Source organism: Bradyrhizobium sp. 191 (assembly GCF_023100985.1).
Classification (GTDB): Bacteria; Pseudomonadota; Alphaproteobacteria; order Rhizobiales; family Xanthobacteraceae; genus Bradyrhizobium; species Bradyrhizobium diversitatis.
The window spans coordinates 4,994,053-5,006,567 of record NZ_CP064692.1; the positions used below are offsets into that span (position 1 = coordinate 4,994,053).

The 12,515-nt window shown below is 64.7% G+C and carries 12 protein-coding genes and 1 riboswitch; of the genes, 9 read left to right on the top strand and 3 right to left on the bottom strand.

What is annotated here, in order from left to right; genetic code table 11:
• The first annotated feature begins 29 nt into the window (after positions 1-29).
• A complete protein-coding gene (phoB, locus tag IVB23_RS23120) occupies positions 30-737 on the top strand; it encodes a phosphate regulon transcriptional regulator PhoB (RefSeq protein WP_008143479.1) in 708 nt (235 codons plus the stop codon).
• Between the two features lie 268 nt (positions 738-1,005).
• Here phoB and IVB23_RS23125 read toward each other — a convergent pair whose 3' ends face one another.
• Positions 1,006-1,515 carry a GcrA family cell cycle regulator gene (locus tag IVB23_RS23125; RefSeq protein WP_061879663.1) on the bottom strand — a complete coding sequence of 170 codons (510 nt, stop codon included), beginning with the start codon at positions 1,513-1,515 and terminating at the stop codon, positions 1,006-1,008.
• Positions 1,516-1,973: 458 nt separating this feature from the next.
• Here IVB23_RS23125 and IVB23_RS23130 point away from each other — a divergent pair, with 458 nt between their 5' ends.
• The 3 genes from IVB23_RS23130 to IVB23_RS23140 all read left to right on the top strand — a co-directional run bounded on the left by IVB23_RS23130 (position 1,974) and on the right by IVB23_RS23140 (position 5,431).
• Complete coding sequence (locus IVB23_RS23130; protein ID WP_247800163.1) at positions 1,974-3,182, top strand: aspartate aminotransferase family protein; 1,209 nt, start codon at positions 1,974-1,976, stop codon at positions 3,180-3,182.
• Positions 3,182-4,117 carry an ornithine carbamoyltransferase gene (gene argF / locus IVB23_RS23135; RefSeq protein WP_061879661.1) on the top strand — a complete coding sequence of 312 codons (936 nt, stop codon included), beginning with the start codon at positions 3,182-3,184 and terminating at the stop codon, positions 4,115-4,117. Before IVB23_RS23130 ends, argF begins: the two co-directional genes overlap by 1 nt.
• Positions 4,118-4,432: 315 nt before the next feature.
• Entirely contained in the window at positions 4,433-5,431 is a 999-nt protein-coding gene (locus IVB23_RS23140) for an Hsp33 family molecular chaperone (RefSeq protein ID WP_247800164.1), read from the top strand.
• A 185-nt stretch (positions 5,432-5,616) separates the two neighbouring features.
• Here IVB23_RS23140 and apaG read toward each other — a convergent pair whose 3' ends face one another.
• Positions 5,617-6,009 carry a Co2+/Mg2+ efflux protein ApaG gene (apaG, locus tag IVB23_RS23145; RefSeq protein ID WP_024337101.1) on the bottom strand — a complete coding sequence of 131 codons (393 nt, stop codon included), beginning with the start codon at positions 6,007-6,009 and terminating at the stop codon, positions 5,617-5,619.
• Positions 6,010-6,208: 199 nt separating this feature from the next.
• Between apaG and IVB23_RS23150 the strand changes: the two genes are divergently transcribed.
• From IVB23_RS23150 to IVB23_RS23160, 3 genes are read left to right on the top strand one after another with little or no spacing between them, the layout of a single operon-like run.
• The gene (locus IVB23_RS23150; RefSeq protein WP_028179013.1) at positions 6,209-7,465 is read left to right on the top strand and encodes an OpgC domain-containing protein; all 1,257 of its coding nucleotides are present in this window, start codon (positions 6,209-6,211) and stop codon (positions 7,463-7,465) included.
• Positions 7,465-8,238: a lipolytic enzyme gene (locus IVB23_RS23155; RefSeq protein ID WP_061879659.1), complete on the top strand. Its 774-nt coding sequence runs from the start codon at positions 7,465-7,467 to the stop codon at positions 8,236-8,238. The genes IVB23_RS23150 and IVB23_RS23155 overlap by 1 nt, the downstream gene beginning before the upstream one ends.
• Positions 8,239-8,250: 12 nt before the next feature.
• On the top strand, positions 8,251-9,243 hold the full coding sequence (locus tag IVB23_RS23160) for an SGNH/GDSL hydrolase family protein (RefSeq protein ID WP_061879658.1): 993 nt from the start codon (positions 8,251-8,253) through the stop codon (positions 9,241-9,243).
• A gap of 71 nt (positions 9,244-9,314) precedes the next feature.
• On the opposite strand, the gene IVB23_RS23165 is transcribed toward IVB23_RS23160, so the two are convergent.
• Positions 9,315-10,502, bottom strand: coding sequence for an O-succinylhomoserine sulfhydrylase (locus IVB23_RS23165; protein ID WP_247800165.1), 1,188 nt, complete (start codon positions 10,500-10,502; stop codon positions 9,315-9,317).
• 75 nt (positions 10,503-10,577) lie between these two features.
• Positions 10,578-10,657: riboswitch (SAM riboswitch) on the bottom strand.
• A gap of 110 nt (positions 10,658-10,767) precedes the next feature.
• On the opposite strand from IVB23_RS23165, the gene IVB23_RS23170 reads away from it, so the two are divergent.
• Positions 10,768-11,874 (top strand): 2'-deoxycytidine 5'-triphosphate deaminase, encoded by a 1,107-nt coding sequence (locus tag IVB23_RS23170; RefSeq protein ID WP_247800166.1) that lies wholly within the window; start codon positions 10,768-10,770, stop codon positions 11,872-11,874.
• A 187-nt stretch (positions 11,875-12,061) separates the two neighbouring features.
• A complete protein-coding gene (locus IVB23_RS23175; protein WP_247800167.1) occupies positions 12,062-12,475 on the top strand; it encodes a PAS domain S-box protein in 414 nt (137 codons plus the stop codon).
• The last annotated feature ends 40 nt before the right edge of the window (positions 12,476-12,515 follow it).

Below are 12,515 nucleotides of genomic sequence, written 5' to 3' on the forward strand. Positions count from 1 at the left end.
GCGCCGAATACCCAAGGAGCGACGACAACATGGGCGCACGCATTATGGTGGTTGAGGACGAGGAAGCTCTCACCGAGCTTCTTCGCTACAACCTCGAAGGCGACGGCTATGACGTTGAGACGGTGATGCGCGGCGATGATGCCGACACCCGCCTCAAGGAGCACATTCCCGATCTGATCGTGCTCGACTGGATGCTGCCGGGCCTGTCGGGCATCGAGCTGTGCCGGCGGCTGCGCACCCGTCCCGAAACCAAGCAGCTGCCGATCATCATGCTCACCGCGCGCGGCGAGGAGAGCGAGCGGGTGCGGGGACTTGCGACCGGTGCCGACGACTACATCGTCAAGCCGTTCTCGGTACCGGAGCTGCTGGCCCGCGTGAAGGGCCTGCTCAGGCGCGCCAGCCCCGAGCGGCTCGCCACCGTGCTCGCCTATGGCGACATCGAGCTCGACCGCGACAAGCGCCGCGTGGCGCGCTCGGGCCGGCCGATCGATCTCGGCCCGACCGAATATCGTCTGCTGGAGTTCTTTCTAGAGCATCCCGGCCGCGTGTTCTCGCGCGAGCAGCTGCTCGACAGCGTCTGGGGCCGTGACATCTACATCGACGAGCGCACTGTCGACGTCCACATCGGCCGCCTGCGCAAGCTGCTCAATCTCGGCCGCGAGCAGGATCCGATCCGCACCGTCCGCGGCGCCGGCTATGCGCTGGACGATCGGTTCGCGAAGGCGGAGCAGACGTAAGGTTTGCAGGCGCTGGTTTAGCGAGCTATCGCCACACGTTCAGTGTCGTCCCGGACAAGCGAAAGCGCAGATCCGGGATCCATAACCACAGCGCGCGATTGTCTTGCGAAAGGGTAACTCCGAGTCCCCGTAACCACATCTTGCGGTGGCTATGGGTCCCGGATCTGCGTGCGCTTGTGGCGCGCTTGTCCGGGACGACATCGGATGTGTTGAGGCACCGTCGTGCGACGGCTGCCGACTTTGCAGTCAGCCAACTAAATCCGCAAACTCACCGCGTGGGCTTCGCCGGTGCGCGCCGGCGATCCGCCGCCGGCTGATACGCCACGCGCGAATGCTGGGCGCAGTAGGGCAGGCCGGAGAGCGCCTTGCCGCCGCAGAAGAAGAAATCCGGGCTCGAGGGATCGCCGACCGGCCAGTGGCAGGTCGCCTCGTTCAGCTCCAGCAGCGACAGCCGCTGGCTCATCGGCACCACATTGTCGTAGGTGACGGGTTCGGCCTCCACCTCGACCTCGAAGGCCTGCGCCAGCGCGGTGTTGCCGCGGGCAACGGGGCGGGTCACCCGCATCATGTGCTGCGCGGGGCGCGCCTTGCGCGGCCGGGGCGCTGCCGACGAAGGGCTCTTGGCGCGGCCGGACAAGCCGAGCCGGTGCACCTTGCCGATCACGGCATTGCGGGTCACATTGCCGAGCTCCGCCGCGATCTGGCTGGCCGAAAGTCCGGCCTCCCAGAGCTTTTTCAGCTGCTCGACGCGATCATCGGACCAGGTCAAAACCGTCATTGCACCCTTTCCCTCGCTGCGCGCCTGCCATCCTGGGGCCTTCGCAGCGATTGCCTAAGCCTTGAAAAACCCGTGCCGCCAGAATCCCTTAAGGCTCGCCGGGCGCGCTCAAGACGCCCGAACGTTTACGCCGGTACATGAGGACTTAAGGGATCAGAACTGCTGCACGAGATGTCGTATCTGACAGTCCAAACGCTACAATATGGCGTGACTCCCGCGCAAGAGTCCGCCGACTCGCGTCCACATGTTCCGTGGTGAAAATCCCGCAAAATCGGCACCGCAAGACTACGGATTCAGCGTTTCGCGGGGCTTTCCGGGCGGCATTGACACCCGTCTTGCCAGGCATAAGATAGTCCTGCGTGCCGCCCTTAAAAGGCGGCACGTTTCGTTTTCCGGGCCGGTCAATGGTGCGTTGCGCAATGCACGCGTCACACCGTCCGCAACATTCAAGTGACGTCATGACCAACAGCGCCGCGCCGCATTTGCTCCCCGTTTTCGCCAGGGCCGACCTCGGTTTCGAGCGCGGAGAAGGCTGCTGGCTGATCGCGACCAATGGCGATCGCTATCTCGATTTCACCTCCGGCGTGGCGGTGAATGCGCTCGGTCATGCGCATCCCACGCTGGTCAAGGCGTTGCAGGAGCAGGCGACGAAGCTCTGGCACATGTCGAACCTGTTCCAGAGCCCGGACGGCGAGAAGCTCGCGGCGCGTCTGTGCAATGAAAGTTTTGCCGACTTCGTGTTCTTCTGCAATTCCGGCGCCGAGGCGCTGGAAGGTGTGATCAAGCTGGTGCGCCACCATCACTTCTCCAAGGGGCACCCTGAGCGCTATCGCATGATCACATTCGAGGGCGCCTTCCATGGCCGCACGCTGGCGACGCTGGCCGCCACCGGTTCTGCAAAATATCTCGAGGGCTTCGGTCCGCCGATGGACGGCTTCGACCAGGTGCCGCATGGCGACCTGGAGGCCGTGAAGAAGGCGATCGGCCCGCACACCGCCGGCATTCTCATCGAGCCGATCCAGGGCGAGGGCGGCGTTCGTTCTGCGCCTCCCGCGTTCCTGAAGGCGCTGCGCGAGCTCTGCAACGAGCGCGGCCTGTTGCTCGCCTTCGACGAGGTGCAGACCGGCATGGGCCGAACCGGCGAACTCTTTGCCTACAAGCGCACCGGCGTCGTGCCCGACGTGATGTCGCTTGCGAAGGCGCTCGGTGGCGGTTTCCCGATCGGCGCAGTGCTCGCCACCGCCGACGCTGCGCGCGGCATGGGGCCGGGCTCGCACGGTTCGACCTTCGGCGGCAATCCGCTCGCCATCTCCGCTGCGAACGCCGTGCTCGACGTCATGCTCAAGCCCGGCTTCTTCGACCACGTGCAGAAAATGTCGCTGCTGCTGAAACAGAAGCTCGCCTCCGTGATCGATCGCCATCACGATGTCGTCAGCGAGGTGCGCGGCGAGGGGCTCCTGATCGGCATCAAGGCCGTGGTGCCCTCGGGCGATCTCGTCGCGGCGCTGCGCGCCGAGAAATTGCTCACCGTCGGAGCCGGCGACAATGTCGTGCGCTTCCTGCCGCCCTTGATCGTGACCGAGGCGGAGATCGAAGACAGCGTCGGGCGGCTCGAACGCGCCTGCGCTGCAATCTTGTCCAGCCAGACCAAGCGGGCGGCAAGCTGATGAGCAAGACGCCCAATAAAGCTCCAAAGCACTTTTTGGACATCAACGAGCTGCCGCTGTCGGAGCTCAAGAGCATGCTCGCCGCCTCGTCGGCCATGAAGGCGAAGCAGAAGGCGCACCAGCCGGTCAGGCCGCTCGAAGGCAAGACTCTGGCGATGATCTTCGAGCGGCCATCGACGCGGACGCGGGTGTCGTTCGATGTCGCCATGCGCCAGCTCGGCGGCGAGCCCATCATGCTCACCGGCGCCGAGATGCAGCTCGGTCGCGGCGAGACCATCGCCGACACCGCGCGGGTGCTGTCGCGCTATGTCGATGCCATCATGATCCGCATTCTCAATCACGAGGCGCTGCTGGAGCTTGCGGCCTATGCGACTGTGCCCGTGATCAACGGCCTGACGCGGCGGTCGCATCCCTGCCAGGTGATGGCCGACCTCATGACCTATGAGGAGCATCGCGGCCCGATCGAGGGCAAGACGGTGGCCTGGACCGGCGACGACAACAACGTGCTGGCGTCCTGGGCGCATGCCGCCGAGCGCTTCAAATTCCAGCTCAACGTCGCAACGCCTCCGGAGCTCGCGCCGAAGAAGGCAATGCGCGACTGGATCAAGACGTCAGGCGCGCCGATCGTGCTCGGCACCGATCCGGAAGCGGCCGTGCGCGGCGCCGATTGCGTCGTCACCGACACCTGGGTGTCGATGGGCGACAAAGAGGGCGAGCATCGCCACAACGTGCTCAAGCCCTACCAGGTCAATGCCAAGCTGATGTCGCTGGCCAAGCCCGATGCGCTGTTCATGCACTGCCTGCCGGCCCATCGCGGCGAGGAGGTCACGGATGACGTGATCGACGGTCCGCAATCGGTCGTGTTCGACGAGGCCGAGAACCGCCTGCATGCGCAGAAGGGCATTCTGGCCTGGTGCTTCGACGCGGTGAAGTAATTGCGGTGGTGGGGCCGGCCTTGATGGCCCCATTCTCCGCTGTCATCCCGGACAAGCGCCGCGCAGCGGCGCGCCGATCCGGGATCCATAGCCACAGGATTGAGTTTGGCGAAGACTCGGAGTTGTCATCGCCGGTCACAACGTCATCCTGTGGTTATGGGTCCCGGCTGCGCGCTTCGCGCGCCCCGGGACGACACCGAATTTGAGGCGGCTTGTTACCGTTCAATCCGCATCCGGAACACACCATCTCCGTGCCCCTTCCAATCCCCACTCTCCGACCCCAGATAGAGCGCCATGGTTTCCCAATCCCCTGACATGAAAACCAGGCCAGAAGGCCCGGTTCGCGCACCATCGGCGGTTCCGATCGACGATGCCGTGCTGCCTTACGAGGTCGACGCGCTCGATGTGCGCGGGCGGCTGGTGCGGCTCGGCCCGGCTCTCGACGATATCCTGACCAAGCACGATTATCCCGCACCCGTCGGCAAGCTGCTCGGTGAAGCCATCGTGCTGACGACGTTGCTCGGCACCGCGCTGAAATTCGAAGGTCGCTTCATTCTTCAGGCCCAGACCGACGGTCCGGTGTCGTTCCTGGTCGTCGACTACATGGCGCCGGATCGCCTGCGCGCCTATGCGCGCTTTGACGCCGAGCGCCTCGGCGAGGCCAGGGACGCCGGCATGCAGTCCGGCGCGCTGCTCGGCCGCGGCCATCTCGCAATGACCATCGACCAGGGCCCCGACATGAGCCGCTACCAGGGCCTGGTTGCGCTCGACGGCGGCAGCCTGGAAGACGCCGCGCACGAATATTTTCTCCGCTCCGAGCAGATCCCGACGCGCGTGCGACTTGCGGTCGGCGAGGAGTGGCGCTCGAGCGACGGCGGCAAACATCGCTGGCGGGCCGGGGGCATGCTGATGCAGTTTCTGCCGAAGGCGCCGGAGCGCGCCCGTCAGGCCGATCTGCATCCCGGCGATGCGCCTGAAGGTGTCGAAGTGCACAGTGTGGCCGAAGACGACGCCTGGGTCGAGGCGCGTTCGCTGATCGAGACCGTCGAAGACGTCGAGCTGATCGATCCCGAACTCTCGGGCGAGCGGCTGCTCTACCGTCTCTTCCACGAGCGCGGCGTGCGCGTGTTCAATCCGCAGGTCCTCAAGGCGCAGTGCTCCTGCTCGCGCAATGCGGTCGCCGCGATGCTGAAGAGCTTCTCGCCCGACGACCGCGCCGCGATGGTCAAGGACGACAAGGTCGTCGTCACCTGCGAGTTCTGCTCGTCGGTGTACCAGTTCACGCCGCACGAGGCGGGCGTGGAGGGCGCGTAGCGTCTCCGTCGCTGAACTCGCAATTGACGAGTGGAGCAGTGCCCCACGCGCGGTGTCATCGCCCGACTTGATCGGGCGATCCAGTACTCCGAGACGATGCTAATCGAAGCGAGAGGCCGCGGTGTACTGGATGCCCCGGTCGAGCCGGGGCATGACAGTTGTGAGTGTTGCCGCGAACTCGCCCCCTAATTCAAAACCCGCTTGTTGTCGGGACTGTCGAGCGAGAACGTCGGCACGTCGATCTCGAAGCGCTCGCCGGTTTCGCTGACCATCTGGTAGCGGCCGGTCATGAAGCCCGAGGCGGTCGAGAGCGGCACGCCGGAGGTGTATTCGAAGCGCTCGCCGGGGGCCAGGATCGGCTGCTCGCCGACCACCCCCTCGCCCTTCACCTCCTGCTGGCGGCCGGAGGCATCGGTAATGATCCAGTGCCGCGTCTTGAGCTGCACGGTCTCCTCGCCCGAATTGGTGATGACGATGGTGTAGGACCAGAAATAGCGCGAGCGGTCGGCCGACGACTGCTCCGGAACAAAGTTCGGCTCGACGGTCACTTCGATCTGGCGGGTCACGGCGCGGTACATGGCTGCTATAATAGCCAAATCCGTCCCCGGAACCAAACGCCACAGACGGCTTTGGCGACATCGTCCCGCCAGAATTCGAAGGGAAGGACACCCCCCAGAGGGAGATTCCCGTGTACGATCCGGGCCGCTTTGCGAGACGACGGCGGGACCCTTACATTCTTTCAACGTGGCGTTTTGCCGAAGGGTTCTTAGGCCCCCCATGACCATTGCCGACCAAGTGACCGGATCGACGATCGCGGGGACCGCGGAGGCCAGACCCGCAGGGACCAAGCCGCGCGCTGCCGCACCGGCCATCACACTGCCCGCCATCGGCGAGCGCGAGCTCCGGCTCGATCTGTTCCGCGGGCTCGCGCTGTGGCTGATCTTCATCGACCACCTGCCGCCGAGTCTGCTGACCTGGTTCACGATCCGCAATTACGGCTTCAGCGACGCTACGGAGATATTCATCTTCATCTCCGGCTACACCGCCGCCTTCGTCTACGGCCGCGCGATGCTGGAGAGCGGCGTCGTCATCGCCACCGCGCGTATCCTGCGCAGGGTCTGGCAGATCTACGTTGCCCACGTCTTCCTGTTCACGATCTTCCTTGCCGAAATCTCCTATGTAGCGACCAGGTTCGAGAACCCGCTCTACACCGAAGAGATGGGCATCATGGACTTCCTCAAGCAGCCTGACGTCACCATCGTGCAGGCGCTGCTCCTGCGCTTCCGTCCCGTCAACATGGACGTGCTGCCGCTCTACATCGTGCTGATGCTGGCGCTGCCCCTGATCCTGTGGTCGATGAAATGGCGGCCCGACGTCACCCTCGGCCTTTCGGTCCTGCTCTACGCGGTCACCTGGGAGTACGATCTCTATCTGTCGGCCTATCCGAACGGCTTCTGGGCCTTCAATCCCTTTGCCTGGCAATTGCTGTTCGTGTTCGGTGCATGGTGCGCGCTCGGAGGTGCGCGCCGCATGTCGCGTATTCTGTCGTCACGCGTCACGATGTGGCTGGCGATCGCCTATCTCGTCGCGTCGTTCTACGTGACGCTGACCTGGTATGTGCCGCAGCTTTCCCAGTTCATGCCGAAGCTGATCGAGCAATGGATGTATCCGATCAACAAGACCGATCTCGACGTGCTGCGCTTCACGCATTTCCTGGCGTTGGCCGCGCTCACGGTGCGCTTCCTGCCGCGGGACTGGCCGGGCCTGAAGTCGCCCTGGCTGCGGCCGCTGATCCTGTGCGGCCAGCATTCCCTCGAGATCTTCTGTCTCGGCGTCTTCCTTGCTTTCGCCGGCCACTTCATCCTGGCCGAAGTCTCAGGCGGTGCAGCCATGCATGCCTTGATTAGTCTCTCCGGAGTCCTGATCATGTGGGGGGTGGCCTGGGTCATTTCGTGGTACAAGCGCGTGGCTGACAAGAGCGGTGCGAAGACCAAAAACGCCGTCGGCAACGCCGATCTGGCGGGAGGGGGCTGATGAAGGCGAAGGTTCTCCTGAGCCTGATCCTGCTATGCGTCGCCGCGCCTGTGGCGCGCGCGGGCGATGCTGCGCCCACGGCTCCCCCCGCGCCCCCTTCCTGCGAATTGCCGGCCTATCTGCTGACCAGCGAAAGCCCGCTGCCGAGGGTCGCCGCTGCCGTCAAGGCCGGCAAGCCGCTCGAGATCCTGGTCATCGGCAGCCGCTCGACGACCATTCCATCTTCGGAAAACAGCTCGTACCCGGCGCGCATGGAGGCGATCCTCAAGGAGAAGCTGCCGCCGCCGGAGGTGGTGCATGTCTCCGTAGAAATACAGAGCAAGAAAACGGCAGAGGAGACCGCCTCCACTTTCGTTAAGCTGATGGAAGCAAAAACACCTACGTTGGTCATCTGGCAGACTGGGACCGTGGACGCTATCCGCGCCAGCGATCCCGACGAGTTTCGCAGTGCCGTCACCGAAGGGGTTGCTGCGTTGCAAAATGCGGGGGCTGACGTCGTCTTGATGAATCTGCAGTATAGTCCACGCACTGAAACCATGATCTCGGCGCAGCCTTTTCTCGATAATATGCGGGTGGTAGCGCAGGAGCACGGTATTCCGCTGTTCGATCGTTTCGCGATCATGCGGCAGTGGAATGATCAGGGGCAGTTCGACCTGTTCAGCCCGTCCCGCGGGCCCGAACTGGCGAAACAGGTCCATGATTGCCTTGGCCGGGCGTTGGCACAGTTCGTGTTCGACGCAGCCCGTCTCGAGCCGGCCCAGCAGCAGAATTGAGGTCTAGCGTTAATGAGTTCTCTCCGCCCTTTTTGCCTGACGACATGGCTGGCCGCGCCCGCAGCCGCAGCGCTGTTGTTGCTGACGCCGGCCCTGCAATCGCATGCCCAGACGCCAGCCGCCCAGGCAACACCCGCCCCCGCGCAGTCGGCTGATCCCGCTTCCACTTCGCCCTCCCAGACCACCGTCGCTGCGACGTCGCCCGAGCAGCGCGGCATCACGGCGCGCGCCATCGACAAGGTGAAGCAGGCCGCCAAATCCGCCAGCGACATCTTCAACCGTGTGCCCTGCCAGCCGCCAAAGGACGGTTCGAAGGCGATGGGCTCGCTGCCGCACGTTGCTGGCAAGCTCGTTGCCGGCCTGCCCGTCGTCATCGTCGCGTTCGGCTCGTCGTCCACTCAAGGGTTCGGCGCGAGCTCGCCGGAGTTCAATTACCCCAATCGTCTCGCCGCGCAGCTGCGCCGGCACTATCCGACCGCCGACATCAGCGTCATCAATGCCGGCGTCGGCGGCGAGGACGCCCCCGAGATGATGAAGCGCCTCCAGACGCAGGTGATCGACAGGCATCCGGATCTCGTGATCTGGCAGGTCGGCACCAACGCCGTGCTGCGCAATCTCGATCCCGGCGAAACCGCCAAGATGGTGGAGGACGGCATCAGCCGCATCCAGGCCGCGGGCGGCGCCGACATCGTGCTGGTCGATCCGCAATACTCGCCGGCCGTCAACCAGCGCGCCGAGAGCGCAGGCAAGATGGTGAAGCTGCTCGGCAAGGTCGCCGAGCTCCGTCACGTCGGAATCTTCCCACGCTTCGAGGTGATGCGCGACTGGCATGAGAAGCAGGCCATTCCGGTCGAGGGCTTCGTGATCGCCGATGGCCTGCACATGAACGATTGGGGCTATGCCTGCTTCGCTCAGCTGCTGGGTGACGACATCATTCGTTCCGTCGGCCAGATCAAGCTCGGGGTGAACGTGCCCGCGGACGTGCGGACGTACCGGCCGATGTGAGAGGGCGAATAGGGAATGGCGAGTAGCGAATAGATCGACCTATTCGCCAGTCACTATTCGCCATTCGCCATTCACGCCTTCTCCAGCGCCGCCGTCAGATCCTCGATCAGATCGTCGGCATGTTCGAGCCCCGCGGAGAGGCGAATGAACCCCTCGCTGATCCCGAGGGCGGCGCGGTCCTCCGGCTTCAGGCGCTGATGCGTCGTCGTCGCCGGATGCGTGACGAGGCTCTTGGCGTCGCCGAGATTGTTCGAGATCTTCGCCAGCTTCAATTCGTTGAGCACGCGGAACGCGGCCTGCTTGCCGCCCTTGACCTCGAAGCCGACCAGGGTCGAGCCGCCGCGCATCTGCTTCTTCACCAAAGCTGCCTGCGGATGATCGGCGCGGCCGGGATAGACCAGCCGCGAGATCTTCGGATGGCTCGCCAGCACCTCGGCGATGCGCGCTGCGGTCTCGGTCTGCGCGCGCACGCGCACGCCCAGCGTCTCCAGGCCCTTGAGCAGGACCCAGGCATTGAACGGCGAGATCGAGGGGCCGGTCTGGCGCATGAAATTGTGGATGTGCTCGGCGATAAAGGCTTCCGACGACAGGATGATGCCGCCGAGGCAGCGGCCCTGGCCGTCGATATGCTTGGTCGCGGAATAGACCACGACGTCGGCCCCTAGCGCGAGCGGGCTCTGCCAGATCGGCGTCGCGAACACGTTGTCGACCACGAGACGCGCGCCGCCCTTGTGCGCGATCTCGGCGATTCCGGGGATGTCGAGCACGTCGAGGGTCGGGTTGGTCGGGCTCTCCAGGAAGAACGTTTTCGTGTTGGGCTTCAGCGCGCGCTGCCATTGGTCGAGATCGAGCCCGTCGACCAGCGTGGTCTCGATGCCGTAGCGCGGCAACAAGTCCTGGATGACGTAGAGGCACGAGCCGAACAGGGCGCGCGAAGCCACGACGTGATCGCCGGCTTTGAGCGGTGCGAGGATCGCGGTCGTCACCGCGGCCATGCCGGTCGCCGCCGAGCGGGCGGCTTCGGCGCCCTCGAGCTCGATCATGCGGCGCTCGAACATCGCGATGGTGGGGTTGGAGTAGCGCGAATAGATGAAGCCGGGGTCCTCGCCCTTGAACCGCGCCTCGCACTCCTCGGCGCTGTTGTAGACGTAGCCTTGGGTGAGGAACAGCGCCTCCGACGTCTCGCCAAATTGCGAGCGCAGGGTCCCGGAATGGACCAGGCGGGTTTCGGGACGGTAGTTGGTAGGCGACTTCGACATAGGACCCTCCGACATGACCATTCGACACGCAAACGGTCACAAAAAAACCGGCCTGGATATCTCCACTGGCCGGGATCACAGAGGTCCCCGGCCTGTTTAGCGATTTATTTAACGTGGCTGCAAGCCGGCCGGCTCAAATCACCACGGGATAAGTGATGCTCATATTCCGCAATGCCCTTTCCGTCAAGACATCCATCGGCTAGCCGTAAAAGGCTGATATTTCCCGCATGTTGGGATGCAAGCGAGCCCTGATGAGGACCCCCGGTTGACGTTCACGGTCGCCGCCGACGCCAATGGTATCCTGCCCGACCGCATGATCGCGGCGATGGCGGAAGCGGGCCTCATCCTGCCCGAATACGACTTCGTCGAAAGCCAGATCCAGCCGGCGAGCCTCGATTTACGTCTGGGCGATATCGCCTATCGCGTCCGCGCCAGCTTCCTGCCAGGTCCCGGCGCCACGGTCGCCGAACGCATCGATGAATTGAAGCTGCACGAGTTCAGCCTCGCCGACGGCGCGGTGCTGGAGACCAACTGCGTCTACATCGTGCCGCTGCTGGAAAGCCTGGCGCTGCCGCCGGAGATCGTCGCTGCCGCCAATCCGAAAAGCTCGACCGGCCGGCTCGACGTCTTCACGCGCGTGATCGCCGACGGCACCCGCCGCTTCGACATGATCGGCGCCGGCTATCATGGCCCGCTTTATGCCGAGATCAGCCCGAAGACCTTTCCGGTGCTGGTGCGCGAAGGCTCGCGCCTGTCGCAGGTGCGCTTCCGCACCGGCGATGCCATCCTCAATGCCGACGAGCTCGATGCGCTGCACGCCAGCGAGCGTCTCGTCGACATCGACGATGCCGACCTTTCCGGCGGTGTCGCCGTCTCCGTCGACCTCTCCGGCGAGAAGGCGAGCGGCTTCGTCGGCTATCGCGCCAAGCGCCACACCGGTGTCGTCGACGTCGATCGCCGCTCCGGCTATGCGGTCGAAGACTTCTGGGAGCCGATCTCGGCCCGCCCCGACGGCACCCTCATCCTCGATCCCGGCGAGTTCTACATCCTCGCCTCCAAGGAAGCTGTGCAGGTGCCGCCCGACTACGCCGCGGAGATGGTGCCGTTCGATCCTTTGGTGGGCGAGTTCCGCGTGCACTATGCCGGATTCTTCGACCCCGGCTTCGGCTATGCCGGCGCCGGCGGGCAGGGCGCGCGCGCCGTGCTTGAGGTGCGCTCGCGCGAAGTGCCGTTCATCCTCGAGCACGGCCAGATCGTCGGCCGCCTCGTCTATGAAAAGATGCTCGCCCGCCCCGACGCGATGTACGGCCAGCGCATCGGTTCCAACTACCAGGCGCAGGGCCTCAAACTATCGAAGCATTTCCGGGTGTGACGACACCCTCTACTGTCATGCCTCGGCTTGACCGGGGCATCAGTACGCCGCAGCCTCTCGATTTGATCACTGACGCCTCGGAATGCTGGATCGCCCGCCGCAGTGCGCAGGTGCGCACAAGGCGACCGATGACACCGAATGTGTGTCAGGACGCGACGCAAATCAGGGCCCCATGCGAGGTGACGAGATGAGCAATCCATCCGATCTCGACGCAAGCATCATCGAAGACGTTGCGGACGCGCTGATCTATTCGGATCGCTCCGGCACGATCATGCGCTGGAATCGCGCGTCCGCCGCCCTGTTCGGCTTCTCCGCCGCGGACGCGCTGGGCCAGAACCTCGACCTGATCATTCCCGAGCATCTGCGCGCCGCGCACTGGAAAGGCTTCGAGGCCGCGCTGGCGAGCGGGGTGATGAAGCTGGCGGGCAAGCCGACACTGACCCGCGCGCTGCACAAGAGCGGGCGCAAGCTCTACATCGAGATGACCTTCGCGCTGGTGCGTGACGCCGGCAGGTCCGTGCAGGGATCGGTCGCGATGGCGCGCGACGTCACCGAGCGCGTCGAGCGCGAGCGCGCGGCGAAGCTTGCGCAAAATTCGTGATGCGGAATTGACGGGCCGGCGTGCAGGGCGCCCTGCGCGA

Bases quoted from the DNA above. Each gene is read 5' to 3' on its own strand.
- phoB (WP_008143479.1), top strand. From the start codon at position 30: ATGGGCGCACGCATTATGGTGGTTGAGGACGAGGAAGCTCTCACCGAG.
- IVB23_RS23125 (WP_061879663.1), bottom strand. From the start codon at position 1,515: ATGACGGTTTTGACCTGGTCCGATGATCGCGTCGAGCAGCTGAAAAAG.
- IVB23_RS23130 (WP_247800163.1), top strand. From the start codon at position 1,974: ATGACCAACAGCGCCGCGCCGCATTTGCTCCCCGTTTTCGCCAGGGCC.
- argF (WP_061879661.1), top strand. From the start codon at position 3,182: ATGAGCAAGACGCCCAATAAAGCTCCAAAGCACTTTTTGGACATCAAC.
- IVB23_RS23140 (WP_247800164.1), top strand. From the start codon at position 4,433: ATGAAAACCAGGCCAGAAGGCCCGGTTCGCGCACCATCGGCGGTTCCG.
- apaG (WP_024337101.1), bottom strand. From the start codon at position 6,009: ATGTACCGCGCCGTGACCCGCCAGATCGAAGTGACCGTCGAGCCGAAC.
- IVB23_RS23150 (WP_028179013.1), top strand. From the start codon at position 6,209: ATGACCATTGCCGACCAAGTGACCGGATCGACGATCGCGGGGACCGCG.
- IVB23_RS23155 (WP_061879659.1), top strand. From the start codon at position 7,465: ATGAAGGCGAAGGTTCTCCTGAGCCTGATCCTGCTATGCGTCGCCGCG.
- IVB23_RS23160 (WP_061879658.1), top strand. From the start codon at position 8,251: ATGAGTTCTCTCCGCCCTTTTTGCCTGACGACATGGCTGGCCGCGCCC.
- IVB23_RS23165 (WP_247800165.1), bottom strand. From the start codon at position 10,502: ATGTCGAAGTCGCCTACCAACTACCGTCCCGAAACCCGCCTGGTCCAT.
- IVB23_RS23175 (WP_247800167.1), top strand. From the start codon at position 12,062: ATGAGCAATCCATCCGATCTCGACGCAAGCATCATCGAAGACGTTGCG.